General features: G+C 68.3%; 20 protein-coding genes. 7 read left to right on the top strand and 13 right to left on the bottom strand.

Translation table 11 applies throughout. The features are described from left to right. Window positions 1-46 precede the first annotated feature (46 nt). The gene (locus ACZYZF_RS12855) at window positions 47-1,558 is read right to left on the bottom strand and encodes a carboxylesterase/lipase family protein (protein WP_463746845.1); all 1,512 of its coding nucleotides are present in this window, start codon (window positions 1,556-1,558) and stop codon (window positions 47-49) included. A 76-nt stretch (window positions 1,559-1,634) separates the two neighbouring features. Between ACZYZF_RS12855 and ACZYZF_RS12860 the strand changes: the two genes are divergently transcribed. Then, on the top strand, window positions 1,635-2,351 hold the full coding sequence (locus ACZYZF_RS12860) for a hypothetical protein (protein ID WP_463835928.1): 717 nt from the start codon (window positions 1,635-1,637) through the stop codon (window positions 2,349-2,351). Here the strand turns inward: ACZYZF_RS12860 and ACZYZF_RS12865 are convergent. Further along, window positions 2,348-2,689, bottom strand: a complete 342-nt coding sequence (locus ACZYZF_RS12865; RefSeq protein WP_454790611.1) for a hypothetical protein — start codon at window positions 2,687-2,689, stop codon at window positions 2,348-2,350. The genes ACZYZF_RS12860 and ACZYZF_RS12865 overlap by 4 nt on opposite strands. Window positions 2,690-2,812: 123 nt before the next feature. Between ACZYZF_RS12865 and ACZYZF_RS12870 the strand changes: the two genes are divergently transcribed. Next, window positions 2,813-3,151, top strand: a complete 339-nt coding sequence (locus tag ACZYZF_RS12870; RefSeq protein WP_454790612.1) for an RNA polymerase-binding protein RbpA — start codon at window positions 2,813-2,815, stop codon at window positions 3,149-3,151. Between the two features lie 61 nt (window positions 3,152-3,212). On the opposite strand, the gene ACZYZF_RS12875 is transcribed toward ACZYZF_RS12870, so the two are convergent. Genes ACZYZF_RS12875 through cobN form a run of 6 tightly spaced genes read right to left on the bottom strand, consistent with a single transcriptional unit; the run spans window position 3,213 to window position 12,221 of the window. Then, window positions 3,213-4,019, bottom strand: a complete 807-nt coding sequence (locus tag ACZYZF_RS12875; protein WP_463835930.1) for a polyprenol monophosphomannose synthase — start codon at window positions 4,017-4,019, stop codon at window positions 3,213-3,215. Window positions 4,020-4,028: 9 nt separating this feature from the next. Continuing rightward, window positions 4,029-5,954, bottom strand: coding sequence for an apolipoprotein N-acyltransferase (gene lnt, locus ACZYZF_RS12880; protein WP_463835931.1), 1,926 nt, complete (start codon window positions 5,952-5,954; stop codon window positions 4,029-4,031). After that, the gene (locus ACZYZF_RS12885) at window positions 5,944-7,539 is read right to left on the bottom strand and encodes an amidohydrolase (protein ID WP_463746843.1); all 1,596 of its coding nucleotides are present in this window, start codon (window positions 7,537-7,539) and stop codon (window positions 5,944-5,946) included. Before ACZYZF_RS12885 ends, lnt begins: the two co-directional genes overlap by 11 nt. Window positions 7,540-7,555: 16 nt before the next feature. Continuing rightward, window positions 7,556-8,062 (bottom strand): FxsA family protein, encoded by a 507-nt coding sequence (locus tag ACZYZF_RS12890; protein WP_463746842.1) that lies wholly within the window; start codon window positions 8,060-8,062, stop codon window positions 7,556-7,558. 48 nt (window positions 8,063-8,110) lie between these two features. Then, complete coding sequence (locus tag ACZYZF_RS12895) at window positions 8,111-8,494, bottom strand: PPOX class F420-dependent oxidoreductase (RefSeq protein WP_463746841.1); 384 nt, start codon at window positions 8,492-8,494, stop codon at window positions 8,111-8,113. A gap of 37 nt (window positions 8,495-8,531) precedes the next feature. Further along, window positions 8,532-12,221 carry a cobaltochelatase subunit CobN gene (gene cobN, locus ACZYZF_RS12900; protein ID WP_463835932.1) on the bottom strand — a complete coding sequence of 1,230 codons (3,690 nt, stop codon included), beginning with the start codon at window positions 12,219-12,221 and terminating at the stop codon, window positions 8,532-8,534. Between the two features lie 353 nt (window positions 12,222-12,574). On the opposite strand from cobN, the gene cobG reads away from it, so the two are divergent. The 5 genes from cobG to ACZYZF_RS12925 all read left to right on the top strand — a co-directional run bounded on the left by cobG (window position 12,575) and on the right by ACZYZF_RS12925 (window position 17,680). Further along, window positions 12,575-13,693: a precorrin-3B synthase gene (gene cobG, locus ACZYZF_RS12905; RefSeq protein ID WP_463746839.1), complete on the top strand. Its 1,119-nt coding sequence runs from the start codon at window positions 12,575-12,577 to the stop codon at window positions 13,691-13,693. Window positions 13,694-13,702: 9 nt separating this feature from the next. Next, window positions 13,703-14,329 carry a precorrin-8X methylmutase gene (locus ACZYZF_RS12910; RefSeq protein WP_036451160.1) on the top strand — a complete coding sequence of 209 codons (627 nt, stop codon included), beginning with the start codon at window positions 13,703-13,705 and terminating at the stop codon, window positions 14,327-14,329. After that, window positions 14,326-15,870, top strand: coding sequence for a precorrin-2 C(20)-methyltransferase (locus tag ACZYZF_RS12915; protein ID WP_463835933.1), 1,545 nt, complete (start codon window positions 14,326-14,328; stop codon window positions 15,868-15,870). The genes ACZYZF_RS12910 and ACZYZF_RS12915 overlap by 4 nt, the downstream gene beginning before the upstream one ends. 95 nt (window positions 15,871-15,965) lie before the next feature. Beyond that, the gene (locus ACZYZF_RS12920; RefSeq protein ID WP_463746837.1) at window positions 15,966-16,622 is read left to right on the top strand and encodes a TetR/AcrR family transcriptional regulator; all 657 of its coding nucleotides are present in this window, start codon (window positions 15,966-15,968) and stop codon (window positions 16,620-16,622) included. Beyond that, on the top strand, window positions 16,619-17,680 hold the full coding sequence (locus ACZYZF_RS12925) for a phosphotransferase family protein (protein ID WP_463746836.1): 1,062 nt from the start codon (window positions 16,619-16,621) through the stop codon (window positions 17,678-17,680). Before ACZYZF_RS12920 ends, ACZYZF_RS12925 begins: the two co-directional genes overlap by 4 nt. A gap of 10 nt (window positions 17,681-17,690) precedes the next feature. Here ACZYZF_RS12925 and ACZYZF_RS12930 read toward each other — a convergent pair whose 3' ends face one another. The 5 genes from ACZYZF_RS12930 to ACZYZF_RS12950 form a co-directional block, all read right to left on the bottom strand. Continuing rightward, entirely contained in the window at window positions 17,691-19,232 is a 1,542-nt protein-coding gene (locus ACZYZF_RS12930; protein WP_463746835.1) for an adenylate/guanylate cyclase domain-containing protein, read from the bottom strand. Between the two features lie 19 nt (window positions 19,233-19,251). Next, window positions 19,252-19,992, bottom strand: a complete 741-nt coding sequence (locus ACZYZF_RS12935; protein ID WP_463746834.1) for a cobalt-precorrin-6A reductase — start codon at window positions 19,990-19,992, stop codon at window positions 19,252-19,254. Beyond that, entirely contained in the window at window positions 19,992-20,747 is a 756-nt protein-coding gene (gene cobM, locus ACZYZF_RS12940) for a precorrin-4 C(11)-methyltransferase (RefSeq protein WP_463746833.1), read from the bottom strand. The genes ACZYZF_RS12935 and cobM overlap by 1 nt, the downstream gene beginning before the upstream one ends. Continuing rightward, window positions 20,744-21,922 carry a precorrin-6y C5,15-methyltransferase (decarboxylating) subunit CbiE gene (gene cbiE, locus ACZYZF_RS12945; protein WP_463746832.1) on the bottom strand — a complete coding sequence of 393 codons (1,179 nt, stop codon included), beginning with the start codon at window positions 21,920-21,922 and terminating at the stop codon, window positions 20,744-20,746. Before cbiE ends, cobM begins: the two co-directional genes overlap by 4 nt. 64 nt (window positions 21,923-21,986) lie before the next feature. After that, on the bottom strand, window positions 21,987-22,763 hold the full coding sequence (locus tag ACZYZF_RS12950) for an SDR family NAD(P)-dependent oxidoreductase (protein WP_463746831.1): 777 nt from the start codon (window positions 22,761-22,763) through the stop codon (window positions 21,987-21,989). Between the last annotated feature and the right edge of the window lie 10 nt (window positions 22,764-22,773).

Raw genomic sequence — 22,773 nt, forward strand, 5'->3', positions numbered from 1 at the left:
CCGAGCGATTCCCTGCAGCAAATCGCTCAGAGTGGAGCCGGCGAACTCAGCGCTCGGCGAGGGTGAACCCTTCCCAGGCCTGCCGCCGCACCGCCCGGGGGTCGTATTCGACGCGCGGCCGGCGGTCGAAAACGAACACCGCGCGGTCGTTGCGGTCATAGGCGGGCCAGCCCGGGCCCGGCTCACCGGTCCGGCTGAATTCACGCCAACGGCGCTGCACGTCACGGCTGACCCGCCGGGCCGAAGTGCGGTCACCCACGGCGGTCAGCAGTGCGCCGTAACTCGTGTGGTACGTGTCGAACACCGCCAGCAGCTCCATCGCATGCGTCGCCCCGAGCCCCGCCCAGTGCAAGGTGCGCGGCGCGTAGTCGTAGCGGTACACGTAGGTGGGCGCGTGCCGACTGTGGGCCTCGGCGATCTGCCAGGTGGCCGAGGCGAACGCGAAATCACCACCGAGCCGCACGCAGGCCGCGCTGCTCGGATAGTCCGGGTAGGCCGCGACGATCCGTCGGCGCTCCTCGGGATCGCTACGGGCAAAAAGCTTTTCGATCATCTGCTCATTGGTCGGCAGCAACTGCATGAAGCGGGTGAACAGGCGCCCCTCGTCGGCATTGTTGCCGACGATCAACGGCACCCGGTGTGCGCTGCCCTCGGCCATCGCCGTCACCGGATCGGCGGGCAGGTACTCGGTACCGAAGGTCGGGCCGACCGGAAATGCGCCGGGCATATCGGTCTGCCCGCGCACGATCAGTGCTTCCAGCGCCCGACCCAGATCGGCCGGACGGGCGGTCATCAGCGCTGTGGCCGCCGATCCCTCACCGGGACTGATCAATTCGGCGAGCTGATCTGCGAGCTTGGCCGCGGCGTCCGCGGAGCTGACCATCCCGCTGGCCGGACTCTCCGAGATCACGCGGGCGAACAGTCCTTCGGCCTCGGGCACCGCGAGCAACGTCGCGACCGCATGGGCACCCGCGCTCTCCCCGAAGATCGTGACGTTGTCCGGATCCCCGCCGAACACTGCCGCGTTGTCCCGTACCCAGCGCAATGCCAGCACCAGATCGCGCAGGAACAGGTTGTCCTCGATCGGATGTTCCGGCGTCGACAGGGACGACAACTCGACACACCCGAGCATGCCGAGCCGGTAGTTGACCGAGACGAACACACAACCGCGACGGGCCAGCGCGGCGCCGTCATAGACCGGCGTGGCGGAGCTGCCCATGATGTAGCCACCGCCGTGCACGAAGAACATCACCGGCAGTGGACCGTCGGAGTCCGGTTTTTCCGGCGCCACCACGTTGAGGGTCAGGCAGTCCTCGCTCATCGGCTGGTGTTTGCCCACCCCGACGAGCGTGTAACGACGTTGCTGGGGCGCGCAGTAACCGAACCCGTGGCAGTAGCGCACACCCGGCCATGACTCGGCGGGCTCGGGTGCCCGCAGACGCAGCCGTCCGACCGGCGGTTTGGCGTAAGGGATGGAACGCCAACGGTGTACGCCGTCGCGCGTGAACCCCTCGACGATGCCGGTACTGATCTTTGCCCGGACAGTCCGCTCGTGCATAGGACGACCGTATCGAACAACACCACGGGGGGCCGACAGGCGGTGGGCGTGGCATGCGACCGCTAGCCTTGCGGGTATGCGAATCGCTGTGACTGTTGGGGCTGCTGCGCTTTTGGCGGCGCTCGTGGCGGCCTGCTCACCGGGAGGGGGGCACGAGACGCAGCCGAGCTCGCAGCCCCGGATGTCGATGCCGGCCGGCGCCCCGCACATCAAGACCCCCACGTCGACCCCGACGACGACCTCGCCACTGCCCACCACCGCACCGGCCCCCGGCACCCCGATGAGCCGGGTGATCAAGTGGGTCGAGGCGGGCACCCCGGCCGATCCATCCGGCTTCCACACTGCAACCCGCGAGGGCCAGTCCACCAATCTCGGTGACGATGTGGCGTTCGTCGTGCCCTCGGGCACCGCGCGCTGTGCCACCGACAAGAACGTCGAAGGCCAACTGGCTTGCCTGATCAAGGCCGACGGTCTCCCCTCGAAGCCGTCGGACGTCGAGGGCCAGTGGATTCCCGGCTGGGTGGATTTCGCCGGGGAGACGGTGGATATCGGCTCACTGCACGGCGACCCGGGGCGATTCAACTACGGCGACGGCGCGCAACTGGCCGCGGGCAAGTCGCTGGCCTTCGGCGACTACCGGTGCCGGGCCGATGACACCACGTTGGTGTGTGTCAACTACGCGCACCAGTCCGCGGTGCTGCTGAACTCGTCGGGCGTCGAACCACTGGGCTGCCTCAAGCCGGTGCCTCCGCCGGTGGGCGTCGGACGACAGCTCAGCTGCCCGCCCGACTAACGCCAGCCGTCGGCGGCCTTTGCAGCCTGCAAGAGCGCGTCACACAACTGCCGCAACTCGTCAGACCCGGCGCCCTCGTCGACCGCGATCGCGACATCCTCGGCCGCACACCTGACCTGATACACCCGGTCGGATAGTTGGGCGGCCTCGTCGGCGGTGAGCACCACCGAATCCGGCGCCAGCGAGGTGCCCTTCACCATGGCGCGTTGTTCATAGGCCCGCTGCCGGCAGGATTGTCTGCAGTACTGGCGACGGCGGCCCATCTGCGCATCGGCGACCTCACGCCCGCACCACCGACACGGCTGTGGACGGTCGCGTCTGCGGTTCCCGATCGCCATGGGTCACGACTGTAGACGGCCGTGTGCCCTGACCCGCGTATCATCAATGGTCGAGTCGGGAACTTGGCAACGCCGTGCAGCGTTGATATATCCGGACAAAACGCCGAACAAGGAGTGTTGACGATGGCTGATCGCGTCCTGAGAGGCAGTCGCCTCGGAGCCGTGAGCTACGAGACCGACCGCAACCACGACCTTGCACCGCGTCAGGTCGCGCGCTACCGCACGGACAACGGCGAGGTGTTCGACGTTCCGTTCGCCGACGACGCCGAGATTCCCGGCACCTGGCCCTGCAAGAACGGCATGGAGGGCACGCTGATCGACGGCGACGTGCCGGAGCCCAAGAAGGTCAAGCCGCCGCGTACCCACTGGGACATGCTGCTGGAGCGTCGCTCCGTCGAAGAGCTCGAGGAGCTCCTCAAGGAGCGCCTCGACCTGATCAAGACCAAGCGTCGCGGCAGCTGAGCCTCGCATAAAAAACCGCGATATGCCCTTCGTGGGCATATCGCGGTTTTTGCGTATTCAGCTAGCGCACCACGCCTCGGGCGCGGTCCAGGCGCCCACGGATCCCCCACTCCGCGACCTTGAACATCGCCTCGCGGATGTTGGAACCACTCATCTTGGAGACCCCGAGCTCACGTTCGGTGAACGTGATGGGCACCTCGACGACCTTGAACCCGTTGTTGATCGCGCGCCAGGTCAGGTCGATCTGGAAGCAGTAGCCCTTGGAATCCACCGCGGACAGGTCGATCTTCTCCAGCACCTCGCGCCGGTACGCGCGGTACCCGGCGGTGATGTCGTGGATACCGACACCCAGCAGGAGCCGCGAATAGGTGTTGGCGGTCTTCGACAGCACCAACCGTCGGACCGGCCAGTTGCGCACGGTGCCGCCGGAGACATAGCGCGAACCGATCGCCAGATCCGCGCCGGCATCAACCGCGTCCAGCAGCCGGTTCAACTCCTCGGGCGCGTGACTGCCGTCGGCGTCCATCTCGACCAGGACCGAGTACCCGCGACCCAGACCCCAGGCAAAACCGGCCAGGTAGGCCGCGCCCAGGCCCGCTTTGCTGGTCCGGTGCATCACGTGTACGCGATCCGGGTCGGCCAGGGCCAGCTCATCTGCCAGCTTGCCGGTGCCGTCGGGGCTGCCGTCGTCGACCACCAGGATGTGCACCTCGGGGCTGGCGTGGTGCACACGCCCGACGATCAGCGGCAGATTCTCCCGCTCGTTGTAGGTGGGGATGATCACCAGGGTGCGCTGACTCGGGCGTTCACCGTCCCGGCGAGGGCTGGATTCCCCCGGCCGCTGCGCTCCCTCACCAGAGACTGTCATGTGGCTCCTTCATCGTCGCGGGCCTTCGCCGGTGCGACGCCTCAACATTCTTTGCACGAACCCTCCATTGTGCAGTATTGCGGCCAGCAACGCCCCAAATCCAATCGTGACCAGCACCACCTGCAAGGTGGGTCCCCACTCGGTGGCGGGCGTCAGCTCTGATTTCAGCCTGATCTGGCTGTCCAGATAGGCAGGCTGGAAGAACTCGGTGCGAGCCAACTCACGTCCGTCCGGCGCGATGACCGCACTGATCCCGGTGGTCCCGGCGACCACGACGTAGCGATCGTGCTCGACGGCCCGCAGTTTGCCGAATGCCAACTGCTGAGCGCTCATGTTCTCGTCGAACGTCGCATTGTTGGTGGGCACCGTCAGCACCTGGGCACCGCTCAGGACCGATTCTCGTGCGGCCCGGTCGAAGATCACCTCCCAGCAGGTGGTCACCCCGATCGGCACGCCGGCCGCGTGTACGACGCCGTTGCCCTGACCCGGCACGAAGTAGCCGGCCCGGTCCGCATACGACGACAGGTGCCGGAAGAAACTGCGCCACGGCAGGTACTCACCGAAGGGCTGCACGATCTTCTTGTCGTGACGCTCGCCGGGCCCGTGTTCGGGATCCCAGACGATCACGGTATTGGTGGCCACCGGGTTGTCCGCGGTGTAGCCGTCGGCCTTGGTGACGGCTCCCACGAGAATCGGTGCGCCGATGGTGTCGGCCGCCGCGGTGATCTGGGCCGCGGCGTCGGCATTGGCCAAGGGATCGATGTCGGAGGCGTTCTCGGGCCAGACCACGAACATCGGCTGCGGTGCCCGGCCCGCGCGCACGTCGTCGGCCAGTCGCTGCGTCTCTTTCACGTGGTTGTCGAGCACTGCACGACGCTGGGCGTTGAACTCCAGCCCGAGCCGCGGCACATTGCCCTGCACGGCGGCGACGGTGACAGTCTGCTCATCGCCCGCGCCGGTTCCGGAATGACGAACCTGCGGCCACAGCAGTGCAGTGGCCAGCAGCACCACGGTGATGCTCAGACCCGGCAGCATGACCGCGGGCGCCGGGAAGCCCGGCTTGTGGCCGTGATGCCACCACTGCACGATCTCGAGCGCCAGCAGCGTCAGACTGAAGCCGACGAGTACCACCGCGAACGACAGCAACGGCGCGCCGCCCCAGCGCGCGAGGGCCAGCAGCGGCCCGTTGGTCTGGCCGAATCCGAGTACTCCCCAAGGGAATCCGCCGAACGGCACGGTGGATTTCAGCCATTCCTGGGTGCCCCACAACGCGGCGAACCACAACGGCCAGCCCGGCAATCGTCTGACGACGACCGCCGCCAGGCCGAAGAATCCGCAGAACAGCGCCTCCATGGCCGACAGTGCCAGCCACGGCACCGCGCCGACGAGACCGCTGATCCACGGCAGCAGCGGGATGTAGAACGTCAGGCCGAAGAGGAATCCGTAGCCGAAGCCGCCGGCCCGGGTGGTGGATTCGAGGGTCAGCACCCAGCCGATCAACGCCACTCCGACGAAGGCCGCCCACCACCATCCGGTCGGCGGGTAGCTCAGGCACAACGCGAGTCCTCCGCCGGCCGCAGCGCTCAACTGCGCCCAACGCCGCGCCGCGGCGCGTCCGAATCGCGACGCCCAGACGGTCACCACGGACCAACGGTCAGGTGTGCCCGCAGCGGTCAGGCGGTACTCGAGCTCCTCGGGCTCCTCGTCGGGATCGATGTCGGCCACCGGATCTCCGGTGACTCCCTCGTCCAGTTCGTCGAATGACTCGTCGTCGAGCGCGTCGAGTTCGGCGAGCTCGTCGTCCTCGATGGCTGGGATCACGTCGGTGATCTCGGTGGGTTTCGGCCGTGAGCGGCCTGGGCCATCGTGCCGCGAGCGGCCTGGGCTCACCGGTCGCGGGCGGCCCGATTTGTCTCTGGGACGGTCATTGCCCATGGATGACGACACCCCGGTGAACAGTCTGACGACAGCGCGGCAGCGCGGCATCGGGCGCCAACCGCGGCAGTGCGGGAACCCGTGATCGCGGATCGGTGGACCACCGCTGGACGGCGTTGGCCGGCGCGCTGACCTCCAGGTCGTCGGCCTCCCAGACTGCGTAACTGGCCGGGGCACCAGGGGTGAGTGTCCCGGTGACGCCATCGCGCACCCCGCCGGCCCGCCAGCCTCCGCGGGTGGCCGCAGCGAACGCTGCACGAGCCGAAATGGCACTGCCCGCGCTACGGTGCGACACCGCGGCACGCACGGTCTGCCAGGGATTCATGCTGGTAACCGGGGTGTCTGAGCCGAAAGCGAGGGGCACGCCTTCGGATGCTAACAGCGCAAACGGGTTGAGCCGGTGAACTCGGTCAAGCCCGAGACGCTGGGCGTACATGCCGTCTTCTCCGCCCCACAGGGCATCGAAGTTGGGTTGCATGCTCGCCATCACGCCCCAGGCGCCCAATCGAGCGGCCTGCTCGGCGTCGACCATCTCCAGATGCTCCAGGCGGTGACCGCAGCGCGCCACTGCCGGACCCCCGAGCCGCTCCACCACGGCCTGGAAACCGTCTACGACCGTGGCGACAGCGGCATCACCGATCACGTGGAATCCGGCCGGGATCCCGGCCTCCGTGCAGGCCTGGACATGCGTGGTGACGGCGTCGGCGTCGAGGTAGCGGTTGCCGCACGTATCCGGAGCGTCGTGGTAGGGCTCGTGCAGCCATGCGGTGTGTGAGCCGAGGGCACCGTCGACGAACAGGTCTCCGGCCAGACCGCGCGCCCCGGTCTCGGCGAGCAGGTGGCGGGCGTGCTCGGCGTCGTGGGCCGGTTCGCCCCAGTAACCGACGACCTCGACACCGTGCTGCAGAGCCTGCAGTTCCTGCCAGTCAAGGAGGCCGCCGATCTGCGGCCCCGCGCACTCGTGGACCGCGGCGATCCCCATCGCGGCCGCGTGATCGAGTGCCGCAACGCGGGCGTCATGCCGTTGTTGCCGGGTCAGCTGCTCACGCGCGGCCGCGCGCACCAAATGATGCGCCTCGGCGCTCAGCGGGCGTTGCGGATCGAACCCGGCCGCCTCGGCCAGCGCAGGCGCCAAGCGGCGCAGTGCGGTGCTGGCGGCGGCCGAATGCACGTCCACCCGGGCCAGATAGGCGGGCCGGTTCCCCAGCACCCCATCGAGATCCCCGGTGCTCGGTCCGGTGCGCTCCGGCCAGCCCGACTCGTCCCATCCGTGCCCCCACACCGGCCCGTCCGGATGCCGACGGGCGTATTCGTCCAGCAGCCGCAGGCAGTCTGGCAGCGAGGTGGCCCCGCGCAGGTCCAGGCCGTGCAGATTCAGCCCGGTGGCGGTCAGATGCACGTGGCTGTCGACGAATGCCGGGGCGACGAACCCGCCGTCGAGGTCGACGATCTCCGCGTCGGGAAACTGTGACCGGCCGACTTCGTCGGTACCCAGCCACGCCACAACCCCGCCGCGCACGGCGAGTGCCGTCGCGTCGGGATAGCTGGGGCTGTGGATGCGCCCGTTGATCAGAAGTGTGGTCAAACTGTTCGGCTGGCGGTTAGGCCTTGGGAGGCAGGCGGAACGGATCGACGTCGTGAACATCGTCGGAAACGTCGATTACTTCGCCGTCAATGTAGTCGCCTGTCCCCCGTGGATAACCGGCGGCACCGGTCGCTGCGCCGAAACCGGCGGGCGCCGCGACTATGAGCGGCATCCGTCGGGCGACCAGACCCGTGAGTACCGGCCGCGCGGCCGCCCGCGTGGGCGGCAGCAGCAACAGTGCGCCGACGGCCGAGCTGGCCAGTCCGGGAATCACCACCAACACGGTGCCCAGGGCTACCAGCACGCTGTCGGACACGGCTCCATGAGCATCGGACAGGCCACCTGAGAGGCCCGTGCGCAGCCGGCGGATGTGCCGGTTGAGCTGTGAACCCGCCAATGCCAGCCCGATCACGAACGACGCCGACAGCAACAGCACGGTGTAGCCGAACCCGATGGTCGTCACCAGGGCGACCATCACCGCCATCTCGACCAGGAGATAGATCAGAAACAGCCGCTTTGCCATGCTCGGTCAACGGTTGGGCGGGCGGTTCGGTTCCTGACAGGTTCGATCTCAGTTCACTGGCTTCAGCAGGAGCGAAACGTTGTTCTGCATGCCGCCGCGCAGTTTGGAGAAGACGTTGAACGTCTTGCCCAGCAGACCGTAACGCTTGCCGATCGCGTCGTAGGTGGCGCCGTTGGCCGATTTGGGCAGGATCTCCGCGACGGCCTCGACCGCTTCGCTCTTGGGATTGCCGCGCACGTCACACGCCGCGACCGTCACCCGCGGCGTGTTGCCGATCCGTTTGACCTTCCAAGACGACTCCTGGGTGATCACCACCAGCCCGTCGGCTGACGGCGCGGCCCAGATCGCGGTCGGTTTGGGCCTGCCGTCCTTGGTGAACGTGGTCAGCAGAACGTAGTTGGCCTTGGCGACATCGGCGAAGGTGAGAGCCATGCGCTGAATCTACTGCCCGCCGGACATCTACCGCCCCCTAGCCTTCCAGCTCACCTTCGGTTTCCAGCAGCACCTGCCGGAGCCCGTCGAGGGTGGCCTGCTCGGGCTGGGCCCACATACCGCGGCCGGCGGCCTCAAGCAGTCGCTCTGCCATACCGTGCAATGCCCACGGGTTGGATTCGGACATGAACTTGCGATTCTCGTCGTCGAGTACGTACTCAGCCGAGAGCCGTTCGTACATCCAGTCGGCCATCACGTGTGCGGTGGCGTCGTATCCGAAGAGATAATCGACGGTGGCCGCCATCTCGAAGGCGCCCTTGTAGCCGTGCCTGCGCATCGCGTTGATCCAGCGCGGGTTGACCACCCTGGCGCGGAAGACGCGGTTGGTCTCCTCGGACAGCGTGCGGGTGCGGACCGCGTCGGGGCGGGTGTTGTCACCGATGTAGGCGGCCGGGGCCTGCCCGGTCAACGCCCGCACGGTGGCCACCATGCCGCCGTGGTACTGGAAGTAGTCGTCGGAGTCGGCGATGTCGTGTTCGCGGGTGTCGGTGTTCTTGGCTGCCACCGCGATTCGCCGGTACGCCCGGTTCATGTCATCGGCAGCGGGTGCGCCGTCAAGTCCGCGGCCGTAGGCGAATCCGCCCCATGCCGTGTAGACCTCGGCCAGGTCGGCGTCGTCGCGCCAGTTGCGGCTGTCGATCAGCTGCAGCAGACCCGCGCCGTACGTTCCCGGCTTGGACCCGAAAATCCTTGTGGTGGACCGCCTTTGATCGCCGTGTTCGGCCAGGTCGGCCTGCGAGTGAGCGCGCACGTAGTTGTCCTCGGCCGACTCGTCGAGGCCGGCCACCAGCGCCACCGCATCGTCGAGCATGGTGACCACGTGCGGGAAGGCGTCACGGAAGAACCCGGAGATGCGCACCGTGACATCGATGCGCGGCCGGCCGAGTTCGGCGAGGTCGATGGGCTCCAGGTTCACCACCCGGCGCGAGGCGTCGTCCCATACCGGGCGCACACCCAAGAGGGCGAGTACCTCGGCGATGTCGTCGCCGGCAGTGCGCATGGCCGAGGTCCCCCACACGGACAGGCCCACCGACTGCGGCCAGCGGCCGTAATCGGTGCGGTAACGCTCCAACAGTGAATCCGCCATCGCCACACCGGTTTCCCAGGCCAGCCGCGACGGGACCGCCTTGGGATCCACCGAGTAGAAGTTGCGCCCGGTGGGCAGCACGTTGACCAGGCCGCGCAACGGCGATCCCGACGGCCCGGATTCGATGAAGCCGCCGGCCAGGGCGCGCAGCACCTGGTCGATCTCGCTCGCGGTACCGGCCAGCCGGGGCACCACCTCGGTGGCGGCGAACCGCAGGATCCGGGCCACCTCCGGGTTGTCGGTGATCTTCTCCACCGCAGAAGCGTCCCAACCGGACTCCTGCAGCGCCGCCACCAATTCACGCGCGCCGGCCTCGGCGGCGTCAACGGCCGTACGCTCGTCACTGCCATCCTCGATCAGCCCCAGTGCCTGACGCAGGCCCGGCACGGTCTGCTCACCGCCGAACAGCTGCCGGGCGCGCAGGATGGCCAGCACCAGGTCCAGTTCGCCTGAACCGGAGGGCTTCTGCCCCAACACATGCAGGCCGTCGCGGATCTGGACATCCTTGATCTCACACAGCCACCCGTCGACGTGCAGCAGCATGTCGTCGAACGAGTCCTCGTCCGGGCGATCCTCCAGGCCCAGGTCGTGGTCCATCTTGGCGGCCCGCATCAGCGTCCAGATCTGTTGGCGGATGGCCGGCAGCTTGCCGGGATCGAGGGCCGAGACGTTGGCGTGTTCGTCGAGCAGCTGCTCGAGTTTCGCGATGTCACCGTAGGTTTCGGCGCGCGCCATAGGCGGGATGAGGTGATCGACGAGGGTCGCGTGCGCTCGGCGCTTGGCCTGGGTGCCCTCCCCTGGATCGTTGACCAGGAACGGATAGATCAGCGGTAGGTCGCCGAGCGCCGCGTCGGTGCCGCATGCCGCGCTCATGCCGAGCGTCTTGCCGGGCAGCCATTCCAGGTTGCCGTGCTTGCCGAGATGCACCACCGCGTGCGCACCGAACGAATCGGGGAACGAGGAGTCCAGCCAGCGGTAGGCAGCCAGATAGTGGTGGCTGGGCGGTAGGTCGGGATCGTGGTAGATGGCCACCGGGTTCTCCCCGAAGCCGCGGGGCGGCTGCACGATCAGCACCACGTTGCCGGCCTGGATGGCCGCGATGACGATCTCCCCCTGGGGATCACGGCTGCGGTCGACGAAGAGCTCACCCGGCGGTGGGCCCCAGTGCTTCACAACGGCGTCGGCGAGTTCGGCCGGCAGGGTGGCGAACCAGGCTCGATAGTCCTTGGCGGGGACCCGAATCGGATTGGCTGCCAGCGCCTCGTCGGTGAGCCAGTCCGGATCCTGCCCGCCGCGTTCGATCAGGGAGTGGATCAGTGCGTCACCGTCGCCGGAGGCGACAATTGTGGCGAGGTCGCCGGATCCGCCGATCTTGGCGAGGTCGCCGGATCCGCCGATCGTGGCGAGGTCGCCGGATCCGCCGATCTTGGCGAGGTCACCCGGCGCGGCGGCCTCACCGATGTCGTAACCGGCATCGCGCATGGCGCGCAGCAGCGCGACCGCGCTGGCCGGGGTGTCCAGGCCGACGGCATTGCCGATGCGGGCATGCTTGGTCGGATAGGCCGAAAACACCACGGCCACGCGCTTTTCCGCAGCGGGAACGGATCGCAGCCGGGCGTGACGCACCGCCAGGCCGGCGACTCGGGCGCAGCGCTCGGGGTCTGCCACATACGAGATCAGCCCTTCGGAGTCGATCTCCTTGAAGGAGAACGGCACCGTGATGATCCGGCCGTCGAACTCGGGAACGGCGACCTGCGTGGCGACGTCCAGCGGCGACATCCCGTCGTCATTGTCCGACCACTGGTCCCGGGAACTGGTCAGGCACAGTCCCTGCAGGATCGGAATGTCCAGTGCGGCAAGGTGAGCGACGTTCCATGAATCGTCGTTGCCGCCGGCGCCGACCGCTGCCGGGGTGGCGCCTCCGGCGGCGAGCACGGTGGTGACGAGCGCGTCGGCGGTGCCGAGCAGCTCGAGGAGTTCGGGTTCGGCAGTGCGCAGAGACGCGCAGAACACGGGCAACGCGCGGCCGCCCGCCTGCTCGACGGCATCGCATAGCGCCTCGACGTAAGCGGTGTTCCCGGCCAGTTGCTGGGCGCGGTAGTAGAGGACGGCCACCGTCGGTCCAGCGGAAGCGGCGACGGCGGGGCGCTCCAGGACACCCCAACTCGGGGTGGCCACCGGGGCCGCGAAGCCGAATCCGGTCATCAGCAGGGTGTCGGAAACGAACGAGTGGAGATTCGCCAGGTTCTCCAGACCACCCTGCGCGAGGTAGATGTGGGTTTGCAGGGCCGCACCCTGCGGGGCGGTCGAATGTCCCATCAGTTCAGCGTCGGGCGACTGCTCACCACTGACCACGACCGTCGGCAGGCCACTGGCCACCACGGTGTCGATGCCGTCCTGCCAGGCCCGGTAACCGCCGAGGATGCGGATCACCGCGATGTCAGCACCGTCGAGAAGCTCCTCGAGCTCACCGCTGACCAGCCGTGACGGGTTGGCCCAGCGATAGCGGGCCCCGCTGGCGCGGGCAGTGATCAGATCGGTGTCCGAAGTCGACAGCAGCAGGACAGTGGGAGCAAACACCCCCCATTCGTACCGCACCGGCTACCCGATCGGGGTAGCCGGTGTGTACGGACAGGCCGGGTCAGGGCTGGGTTTCGCCGAACCGGTTGTGCCATGACTGCCGGTACGGCGAGCCCGCCGTCGCAACCAGCACCAGGACGAATGCAGTGAACGCACCGAATGCGAGCATCGATTGCTCCTTTCATCAGAGCCTATGGTCAAGCTTTAAAACTTCCCGGTACCGGTGGTCCCGGGAATGCTCCTAAACGGTACGACCGACGGCGCCGAAAATCGCCGATCTGTAAGCGACCGAACAGGTTTCCGAGCCTGTGACCGATGTCACAGACGACAGTGAAAGTAAGATGGCGGTCGATATGACCAGGACCCGCGATCAGGACGCCTGCCCCGGCGCACTGACGGTGCACCAGGCCGCCGACGGCGCCCTGGTGCGGATTCGACTCCCGGGCGGGATGGTCACCGCCGCCCAATTGACGGCGCTGGCCGAAGTGGCTGAGCAGTTCGGCTCTCCCGCAATGGAACTGACCTCTCGCGGCAACATCCAGATCCGGGCAGTGACCGATACCGACGCAGCCGCGACGGCACTGGCCGGCGCCGGTCTGCTGCCGTCACCGACACATGAGCGGGCCCGCAACATCGTGGCCTCGCCGTTGTCCGGGCGTTCCGGCGGCGTCATCGACATCCGCTCCCTGGTCACCGAGCTCGACGAGGCCATCCAGGCCGACCCGTCCCTGGCCGGGCTGCCCGGCAGGTTCTGGTTCAGCCTGGACGACGGGCGGGGCGACGTGTCCGGGATCGACGCCGACGCCGGTGTGCACGCGCGGGACGACGGCCGGTACGCACTGCTGCTGGCCGGGCGCGACACCGGGGTCCGACTGGACACCGGTGACGCGGTCGCCACGTTGATCACAGTGGCCAGACGATTTGTCGAGATCCGCGGAAATGCCTGGCGGATAACCGAACTCGATGACTTGTCGGCGCTGTTGGACGGCTTGACCGCCGATGCCGAGGCCGGAGCCACCTGGCCACCGACAGTGACGCCGCCGGTCGGCTGGATCGAGCAGCGCGACGAGCGGGTGACACTGGGAGCGGCCGTGCCGCTGGGGGTACTGCAGGCCCGGACCGCCCAATTCCTCGCCGCGATCGAGGCTCCGCTGGTGATCACCCCGTGGCGTTCGGTGCTGGTGTGCGACGTCACCGACGGCGTCGCGGACGCGTCCCTGCGCGTGCTCGCACCACTGGGGTTGGTGTTCGACGAGAACTCGCCGTGGCTGCGGGTCAGCGCCTGTACCGGCAGCCCCGGGTGTGCCAAATCCGCCACCGATGTGCGTGCCGACGCCGCCGAGGCGGTCCGCAGCCCCACAGAGGCGCACCGCCACTTCGTCGGCTGCGAGCGGGCCTGCGGCAGGCCAGCCACCGCCGAGGTCCTGATCGCCACCGAGGACGGATACCGGCTGCGTATCGCGCCCCCGTAGGGTATGCGCGTGCTCGACTACATCCGTGACGCCGCCGAGATCTACCGGCAGTCATTCGCGACTATCCGCGCCGAGGCGAACCTGTCGCGCTTCCCCGACGATGTGTCGCGGGTGGTCGTCCGGCTGATCCATACCTGCGGCCAGGTGGATGTCGCCGATCATGTGTCCTACACCGACGATGTCGTGACCAGGGCGCATGCCGCGCTCGCCGCCGGCGCCCCGGTGCTGTGCGATTCATCGATGGTCGCGGCCGGGATCACCCGATCTCGTCTGCCCGCCGACAACGAGGTCGTCTCGCTGGTCGCCGATCCCCGCGCCCCGGAGTTGGCGGCGAAGTTGGGATTCACCCGCTCGGCGGCCGCCGTCGACTTGTGGGCCGACCGCCTCGGTGGCGCGGTAGTGGCGATCGGCAACGCGCCGACGGCGCTGTTCCGGCTGCTGGAACTGCTCGACGAGGGCGCGCCCGTCCCGGCGGCGGTGCTGGGCGGACCGGTCGGTTTCGTCGGGTCGGCGCAATCCAAGCAGGAACTGATCGAGCGCCCGCGTGGCATGTCCTATCTGGTGGTGACCGGCCGGCGCGGTGGCAGCGCCATGGCCGCGGCCGCCGTCAATTCGATTGCGAGTGAGCACGAGTGAGTACAACGGCGACAGAACGTGGAACCCGCGGAACCCTCTACGGCGTCGGGCTGGGCCCGGGCGACCCGGAGCTCGTGACCGTCAAGGCGGCCCGGCTGATCGGTGCTGCCGACGTGGTGGCCTACCACAGCGCCAGGCACGGCAAGAGCATCGCCCGAGGTATCGCCGAGCCTTATCTACGGGAAGGCCAGCTCGAGGAACACCTCGTGTATCCCGTCACCACCGAGACCACCGAGCATCCCGGCGGCTACGTCGGCGCAATGGAAGATTTCTACGCCGCCGCCGCCGACCGCATTGCCGTACACCTGGAGGCCGGCCGCGACGTGGCACTGCTGGCCGAGGGTGATCCGCTGTTCTACAGCTCCTACATGCACATGCACACCCGCCTCACCGAGCGGTTCGACGCCGTCATCGTTCCCGGCGTCACGTCGGTGAGCGCGGCCTCGGCTGCCACCGGTACCCCACTGGTGCAAGGCGATGACGTGCTGACGATCCTGCCGGGCACCTTGCCCACCGCGGAACTGGAGCGCCGCCTGGCCGATACCGACGCGGCCGTTGTGCTGAAACTGGGCCGCTCGTACAGCCGCGTGCGCGAGGCGTTGTCGTCGACCGGACGCCTGGATGAGGCGTACTACGTCGAGCGGGCCAGCACCGATCGGCAACGGGTGTCGCCGGCCCGCGACGTCGGCGGCGATGACGGCGAAGCCGGCGACGAGATCAAGGTGCCGTACTTCTCACTGGCGATGGTGCCCGGGCGTTCGCGGTCCACCTCATCGCAGGGCAGTGTGGTGGTCGTGGGCCTCGGGCCGGGTGACTCGGACTGGATGACCCCGCAGAGCCGCCGCGAACTGTCCGCTGCCACCGATCTGATCGGTTACGGCCCGTACCTCGATCGGGTGGGAGCCCGTGCCGGGCAGCATCACCACGCCAGCGACAACACCGATGAGCCCGCCCGCGCCCAGCTGGCCTGCAAGCTGGCCCAGGAAGGCCGCACCGTCGCAGTGGTCTCGTCGGGCGATCCCGGCGTCTTCGCGATGGCGACTGCGGTACTCGAAGAGGCCAAACAGTGGCCCGGCGTAGAGGTCCGGGTGATCCCTGCGATGACGGCGGCCCAAGCGGTCGCCAGCCGGGTCGGCGCCCCCCTCGGGCACGACTATGCGGTGATCTCCCTGTCCGACCGGCTCAAGCCGTGGGACGTGATCGCCGAGCGTCTCACCGCCGCAGCCAAGGCCGATCTGGCACTGGCGATCTACAACCCGGCGTCAAAGTCGCGGACCTGGCAGGTGGGCGCCATGCGCGAGTTGCTGCTGGAGCATCGCGACCCGAGCACCCCGGTGGTGGTCGCACGTGCGGTCTCCGGCGCCCAGGCCGGCCCCGGCGAGCGGGTGTCCGTGGTGCGACTGGCCGATCTGGATCCGGCTCAGGTGGATATGCGCACCATGCTGATCGTCGGTTCGTCGCAGACGCAGTGGTACACCGGTTTGGCCGCCGGCGACGCCACCGAGGACCGGGTGTTCACCCCGCGCCAATACCCCGGCTGACCTCAGCGCTGACTTGCGTCGAATTTTGTTGACTGCTGTCAGAATGACCGATAGTGTCCGGCGTCACACCCTCTGAAAATGGGAGGCCGGCCACCATGCCGACGGCACCACAGGGCGCACCCGCGCGGTCACCGGTTGACCGTCGGCAACCGCAACGCAGCGATCAGCGCCGCACCGCGATCCTGACGGCACTCGACGAACACCTCAGGCAGACCGGGTTCGACTCCCTCAACATCGCCGAGGTCGCCCGGGAGGCCGGGGTGGGACGCTCGGCCTTCTATTTCTATTTCGAGAACAAGGCCGCCGCGGTGGCCGCATTGCTCGAACCGATGCACGAAGCTCTGCTGGCGGCCAACACCATCCTGGCCAACACCGCTGCGCCGCCCCGATCCCGGGTGCGCGACACGCTTGAGGCGGTGGCGCGGACCGCCGAGGAACACCGCTATCTGTTCCAGGCCATGTGGGAGGCCCGCGCAGCCAACAGCGCCGTCCGGGACATGTGGAACGGGGCCCGAGAGTCGTTCGTCCCCACCGTCGCCGCCGTGATCGCCGCCGACCGGGCCGCCGGACGTGCCCCCGACGGCCCAGAGCCACGGGTGCTGGCCAGCCTGCTGATGGAACTCAACGATCGTCTGGTGGAACGGATCATCGTCGGTGGGCCGCTGACCCGCCGGCAACTATTGGAAGGTGCAGAAGCGATGTGGATGGGCACGATTTACGGCACGATCCGCGAAACCGGAGAATCTCGATGACGGCCGCGGTGTCCATCCCGAGCAGGCCCGCCGAGGTCACCGCCGGTTGGTTGTCGAATATCCTTGGTGCCGAAGTGGATTCAGTGCAGACCGAGCCGATCGGCACGGGCCAGACCGGTGCCACCTACCGGGTATCGGTCACCTACCGCGACGACGCCGGCCTGCCCGGTACCTTCGCGGTGAAGCTGCCGTCTCAGGACGAGACCGTGCGTGACCGCGTCAGCATCGGCTACCGCTCCGAACACGCCTTCTACACCAACGTGGCCGACCACGTGCAGATCCCGACCCCGCACTGTCACCATTGCGAGATCGCCGGCGAGGGAGCCGATTTCGTCCTGCTACTGGCAGATATGGCGCCGGCCGAGCAGGGTGATCAGATCGCCGGATGCACACCGGCCGAGGCGAGGCTGGCCGTGTTGGCCCTCGCCGATCTCCATGGGCCGACCTGGGCCGACCCGCGCTGGGCGAACTTCCCCGGTATCGCCATGCCCAAGCCGGAACCCGACTCGGCCAAGGGCTTCGGGGATATCGCCAAGATGGCGGCCGACATCACGCTGGACAAGATCGGCGCCCGCCTGGACACCGAGGACCAGGACACCATGCGCGCGGCGATGTCGGTGGTCACCCCGTGGCTGCTGGCGGAACCGGACCGGTTCGCCATCCTCCACGGTGACTACCGCCTGGACAACATGCTGTTCGACCCCGACCGCACCCGGATCACCGTGGTGGATTGGCAGACCCTCGGTTCCGGCCTTCCGGCCCGTGACCTGTCGTATTTCACCGCGACCAGCCTGGATCCCGCTGTCCGGGCCGCCGCCGAAGCCGACCTGGTCGACGCCTACCACGACCGGCTGCTGACGCACGGCGTCACCGGATATGACCGCGAAACATGTTGGCAGGATTACCGTCTGGGAATGCTGCAGGCGCCGCTTATCACCGTGCTCGGCACCGCATTCGCCAACTCCACAGAGCGCGGCGACGACATGATGGTCGTGATGGCGCAGCGCGGCTGCCAGGCGATCCGGGAGCTCGGCACACTCGATCTGATCAACGCCTGATCCTTGGGGGTCAGGTGAAGTTGGCCCGGGGGGTTACCCGGGCGATCCCGCGCATGATCCGAGGCGCTCTCCTCGCCATCACCGCCATCGCGTGATCGGATCGGCGCATCGTGGGCCTGGGCCCGGGGGTCGGCACCGAAGCCAGTTCCGCCTCCGCTGTCCCGGCCCGCGCGCCGTGGCGATCGACTGCCAGAAGTCTCCAGGTGCCCGGCACGCCACGCAGCTCGACGTCGCCGCGGTCCTCGAAACCGGTTCCCGAGCCCACCACCAGATCGCGGACGGTGCTGGACACCAGAATCTCCCCCGCACCGGCCTGCCCGAGGATGCGCGCCGCGATATGGACCGCGATTCCCCCGATATCGCCGTCCAGCAGTTCGCATTCGCCGGTGTGGACGGCGGCGCGAATCTCGATGGCCATGGTCTCGGTCTGATCGCGTAGAGCCTCCGCGCAGCGAATGGCTGGTGTCGGACCGTCGAATGTGGCGAGGTATCCGTCGCCGGTGTTCTTCACCACGATGCCGCCGAATCGACCGGTCAGGTCGGCGGTGATATCCCCCATCCGGTGGAGCACCGCACGCCAGCGTTCGTCTCCGGTGGCTGCGGCGTGCTGTGTGGAGGCGACCATGTCGGTGAACAACACCGTGCGCAGGGCGCGATGCGACTGCGACGGTGCAGCATGGCAGCCGGTGAGGAATTCCTCGATCTCGCTGGTGATCTCGTCGGGGTTGGCGATCCAGGGAGCATGGTCGGTGCCGTCCACCTCGAGCATTCGCGCGCCCGGGATGTGGTCGGCGAGATACCGCCCGCCCTGGATGGGCACGAGGTCACCGGTGGCATGGATGACGAGGGTGGGCGTCGTGATTGTCGACAGGATGGATCGGACGTCGATCCGGAACAACGCTTCGAGCGTCGCGCGCGCCATACCCGGGCTGGCGCTCATCCGCTCGATCATCCCGAGCTGGCGGACCGACCCAGCGGCCGGGAGCAAGCGTTTGAGTGCGGCACCGGTGCCCCACGCCGAGCCGCTGGCGCGCCCGAACTCCTGAAAATCGTCGAGCTGCCCGGTCGAGGGCGTGTACTCCGCGCCCATCTCGGTCAGGATCCGCGCGTGCAGCTCCGACGGGTCACGGTCGAAATCGGCCCACTCGGTGATACCGGAGTACGCGAAGGTGCCGGTGAGGATCAACGCCCGGGTGCGTTCGGGCCGGGTTGCCGCGAACAACATGGCCGCTGGGCCGCCTTCACTCAACCCGAACAGCACAGCACGCCCGAATCCCGCGGCGTCCATCACCGCCTCGATCTCGGCTGCCCGCTCGTCGAGCGTGCGCACCTGAGGGACGGGATCCGACAGACCCACACCCGCCTTGTCGAACAGCAGGACGCGGCAGAACGTGGAGAGCCGCTCCATGAAGGCCTCGAACTCGGGCATGGTCCAGAACATCTCGAGGTGGCTGACGAACGACCCGGCATAGACGAGCTCGACGGGTCCGTCGCCGAATACCTGATAGGCGAGACTCAGACCGCCGCACGGTGCGTATGACGTCTCCGCCACGATCTGGAGCCTACTGCTGTCAGGTGCTGCAACCTGCGCTTTTGACCCGAACCCAGCCTGCAGCTTCCTCGACGGTCGCCACTGTGTGCACCCCCGGCGGCAGCGGCGGCCGGTCCACCATCACCACCGCCACCCCCGCCGTCTCGGCGGCCCGCAGCTTGGGCTCGGTCATTGCGCCGCCGCTGTTCTTCGTCACCAGCGCATCGATACGGTGCTCGCGCAGCAACGCCAACTCCCCGTCGTAGTCGTACGGTCCGCGCGACAGCAGCAACTGGTGATCGGCAGGCAGGGTGTCGGGGTCGGGCGGGGTGACGGCACGAATCAGAAACCAGGCGTCGACGTTTTTGAAGGCCGCTGTCCCGGACCGTCCGGTGGTCAAAAATATTCGCGAATAGCCGTTGGCCGTCACAGTTTCGGCTGCTTCCCGGTCCGATGCCACCACGATCGCGGTTCCCGGCGCCCAGGCCGGCCGGGCCAGCACCAGATGGGGCAGCTGAAGTTCGGCGCACACCTGCGCCGCGTGTGCGGTGATGGTGGCCGCGAACGGATGGGTCGCGTCGACCACGGCATCGGCGCGTTCGTCGATCAGCCATTGCCGCATACCGGCCACACCGCCGAACCCGCCGATGCGCACCGGCCCGACCGGCAGCGCCGGATCCGGAACCCGGCCGGCCAGGGAACTGATCACCTCGACCTGCGGGTGCAGCACCGCGGCCAGCGCTCGGGCCTCCCCGGTGCCGCCGAGCAGCAGAACTTTCATCAGTGGGTCGCCCCGCGACGTCGATCCGATGAGTACAAATAGCTGTCGGAAAACCCTTCGGCGGCAAGCACATCACCGACGACGATCACCGCCGTCTTGGTCACCGCGGCAGCATGCATCTGCGCGGCGATGTCGGCGAGCGTGCCGCGCAACACGATCTCCTGCGGCCAGCTGGCGAATGCCACCACGGCACAAGGGGTTTCGGGTCGGTATCCGCCGTCGATGAGTTGCGGCACGATGTGGTCGATCTGGGCCGCGGCCAGGTGCAGCACCAACGTGGCTCCCGGGGCCGACAACGTGCGGAGATCCTCACCCTCGGGCATCGCCGTGGACAGCGTGGCCACCCGGCTCAGGGTGACGGTCTGCGCGACGCCGGGCACGGTGAGCTCGCGGCCCAGTGCAGCCGCCACAGCGGCGAAAGCCGGTACGCCGGGGACGATCTCGTACGTGATTCCCAGCTCGTCCAGCCTCCGGCACTGCTCGGCCAGCGCACTGTAGATCGACGGATCACCGGAATGCAGCCGTGCCACATCCAGGCCCGCCTTGTCCGCGGCCACCAATTGGTCGATGATCTGGTCCAGGTTCAGCGGGCCGGTGTCGACGACCTTCGCCTCGGCCGGGCACAGCGCCAACAGGTCGTCGGGCATGATCGACCCGGCGTACAGGCACACCGGGCAGCTGCCGAGGAGTCGCGCGCCGCGCACGGTGATGAGATCGGCGGCGCCCGGGCCGGCGCCGATGAAGTACACCGTCATGGCTTCACCACCGCCCACTGGGTGACGGGCAGCGCCGGGCGCCAGCCGGTGAACCCACCGATCGCCCCGCCTTGGTAGTGCTGATAACGCCGCACCTCGCCGCCTTCCTTCGAATACCACTGCGCGACAACTGCTTCTGACTCCAGCGTGACCGCATTGGCCACCAGCCGCCCACCTGAGGGCAGGCGGTCGAAACACGCCTGCAGCAGTCCGGGTTGAGTGACGCCGCCGCCGATGAAGATGACGTCGGGCTCGGGCGCACCGTCGAACGAATCAGGGGCGCCACCCCGTACATCCACCCGGACCCCGAAGGCCGCGACATTGCCGAGGATCCGGTCGCGGCGCTGCGCATCGCGTTCGAATGCCACCGCCGCACATCCCGGTGCGCTGCGCGACCATTCGATCGCGATACTGCCCGACCCTGAGCCGACATCCCACAGCAGTTCCCCGGGACGCGGCCCCAGAGCCGCCAGGGTGACCGCCCGGATGGACTGCTTGGTCAGCTGCCCATCGTGGGCGAACACGTCGTCAGGCAACGCCTGTGCCCGGCGATCGTCGGGCCGGTAGGCCACCGCCACCACGTTGAGATCGTCGATTCCGGCCGGACCGGCGGTAGCCCAGTCTGCCGCGATGCCGTCGTGGCGGCGCTCCCCCGGCCCGCCCAACTGCTCCAAGACCGTCAATTCCGAATCACCCCGGCCGGATTCGCTGAGCAGACGCGACAGCGTGGCGGGCGTCTGCGCGTCGCGGGACAGTACGATCGCTTGGCCACCGCGACGCACCGCGGTGTGCGGCTCGGCCGTCACCAGGCTGATCACTTCGGTGTCGGGCACCGTCCAGCCCATCCGGGCACAGGCCAGCGTCACACTCGACACGTGCGGCAGCACCCGCACCCGCTGCGCGCCGAACAACCGGATCAACGTCGTGCCGATGCCGTGCAGCAGTGGGTCCCCGCTCGCCACCACATGCACGTCGCCATCGCCGAAGAGCGTCGGCAGCGCGGGCAGCATCGGCGACGGCCATTCCCGTCGCTCCGACGTCACGCTGTCGTCGAGCAGTTCCAACTGCCGCGGCGAGCCATACACCACGGTGGCGCTCGCCAGCTCGTCACGCGAGGTCTGCGACAACCCGGACATCCCGTCGGCGCCGATGCCGACCACGGTGATCGACCCCATCACCGGAGTCTTCTCTCTTCGCGCAAGCGGCTCATCTGCCCTCTGTTCTTCGCGCAAGCGCTCATCACCGCGGCATCCTGCGCCAGATCGGCCGCGGCACAAACCGCGTCACAAAGATCATCGGTCGGATCACCCACGGCACCCACACCGCACTCTTGCCCCGGGCCAGCGCCTTGGCGGTGGCATCGGCCACCTGAGCCGGCGTGCTCGAGAACGGCGCCGGCTCCATGCCCTCGGTCATCCGGCCGATCACGAATCCGGGCCGCACGATCAACAGTTGCACGCCGGTTCCGTGCAGGGCGTCGCCCAGGCCGGAGGCGAACGAGTCGAGGCCGGCCTTGGCCGAACCGTAGACGTAGTTGGCGCGGCGGGCCCGGGCGCCCGCGATCGAGGAGAACACCACGAGCCGCCCCCGGTCCGCGGCGCGCATGCGCTGGGCGAGGACGGTGAGCAGGCTGACCTGGGCCACGTAGTCGGTGTGCACGACGGCCGCCGCGTGAGCGGGGTCGGCCTCGGCCCGGTCCTGATCTCCCAGCACCCCGAACGCCAGCACCGCTGTACCGATCGGACCGTGGGCGGTTTCGATCGCCTCGATGACACCCCTGTGGCCGGTGAGGGCGTCGGCGTCGAACTCGCACGTGTGCACCTCGGCGGCCCCGGCCGCCCGCACCGCGGCGACCTGCGCATCGAGGTGGTCGGCGCGACGCGCGGCCAGCACAATGACCGCCCCGGCCGCGAGCCGCACCGCGAGTTCGACACCGATCTCGCTGCGGCCGCCGAAAATCACCACGACACGAGGATCCGTGCCTGCAAACCCGGCCGTGTCTGCTGTGTCCTCCATGGCAGCGATT

The organism is Mycobacterium sp. IDUB_24, assembly GCF_055419385.1.

Excerpts from the sequence above, each read along its gene's own strand:
- ACZYZF_RS12855 (WP_463746845.1), bottom strand. The coding sequence starts at position 1,558 with ATGCACGAGCGGACTGTCCGGGCAAAGATCAGTACCGGCATCGTCGAG.
- ACZYZF_RS12860 (WP_463835928.1), top strand. The coding sequence starts at position 1,635 with ATGCGAATCGCTGTGACTGTTGGGGCTGCTGCGCTTTTGGCGGCGCTC.
- ACZYZF_RS12865 (WP_454790611.1), bottom strand. The coding sequence starts at position 2,689 with ATGGCGATCGGGAACCGCAGACGCGACCGTCCACAGCCGTGTCGGTGG.
- ACZYZF_RS12870 (WP_454790612.1), top strand. The coding sequence starts at position 2,813 with ATGGCTGATCGCGTCCTGAGAGGCAGTCGCCTCGGAGCCGTGAGCTAC.
- ACZYZF_RS12875 (WP_463835930.1), bottom strand. The coding sequence starts at position 4,019 with ATGACAGTCTCTGGTGAGGGAGCGCAGCGGCCGGGGGAATCCAGCCCT.
- lnt (WP_463835931.1), bottom strand. The coding sequence starts at position 5,954 with ATGGGCAATGACCGTCCCAGAGACAAATCGGGCCGCCCGCGACCGGTG.
- ACZYZF_RS12890 (WP_463746842.1), bottom strand. The coding sequence starts at position 8,062 with ATGGCAAAGCGGCTGTTTCTGATCTATCTCCTGGTCGAGATGGCGGTG.
- ACZYZF_RS12895 (WP_463746841.1), bottom strand. The coding sequence starts at position 8,494 with ATGGCTCTCACCTTCGCCGATGTCGCCAAGGCCAACTACGTTCTGCTG.
- cobG (WP_463746839.1), top strand. The coding sequence starts at position 12,575 with ATGACCAGGACCCGCGATCAGGACGCCTGCCCCGGCGCACTGACGGTG.
- ACZYZF_RS12920 (WP_463746837.1), top strand. The coding sequence starts at position 15,966 with ATGCCGACGGCACCACAGGGCGCACCCGCGCGGTCACCGGTTGACCGT.
- ACZYZF_RS12925 (WP_463746836.1), top strand. The coding sequence starts at position 16,619 with ATGACGGCCGCGGTGTCCATCCCGAGCAGGCCCGCCGAGGTCACCGCC.
- ACZYZF_RS12935 (WP_463746834.1), bottom strand. The coding sequence starts at position 19,992 with ATGAAAGTTCTGCTGCTCGGCGGCACCGGGGAGGCCCGAGCGCTGGCC.
- cobM (WP_463746833.1), bottom strand. The coding sequence starts at position 20,747 with ATGACGGTGTACTTCATCGGCGCCGGCCCGGGCGCCGCCGATCTCATC.
- cbiE (WP_463746832.1), bottom strand. The coding sequence starts at position 21,922 with ATGGGGTCGATCACCGTGGTCGGCATCGGCGCCGACGGGATGTCCGGG.
- ACZYZF_RS12950 (WP_463746831.1), bottom strand. The coding sequence starts at position 22,763 with ATGGAGGACACAGCAGACACGGCCGGGTTTGCAGGCACGGATCCTCGT.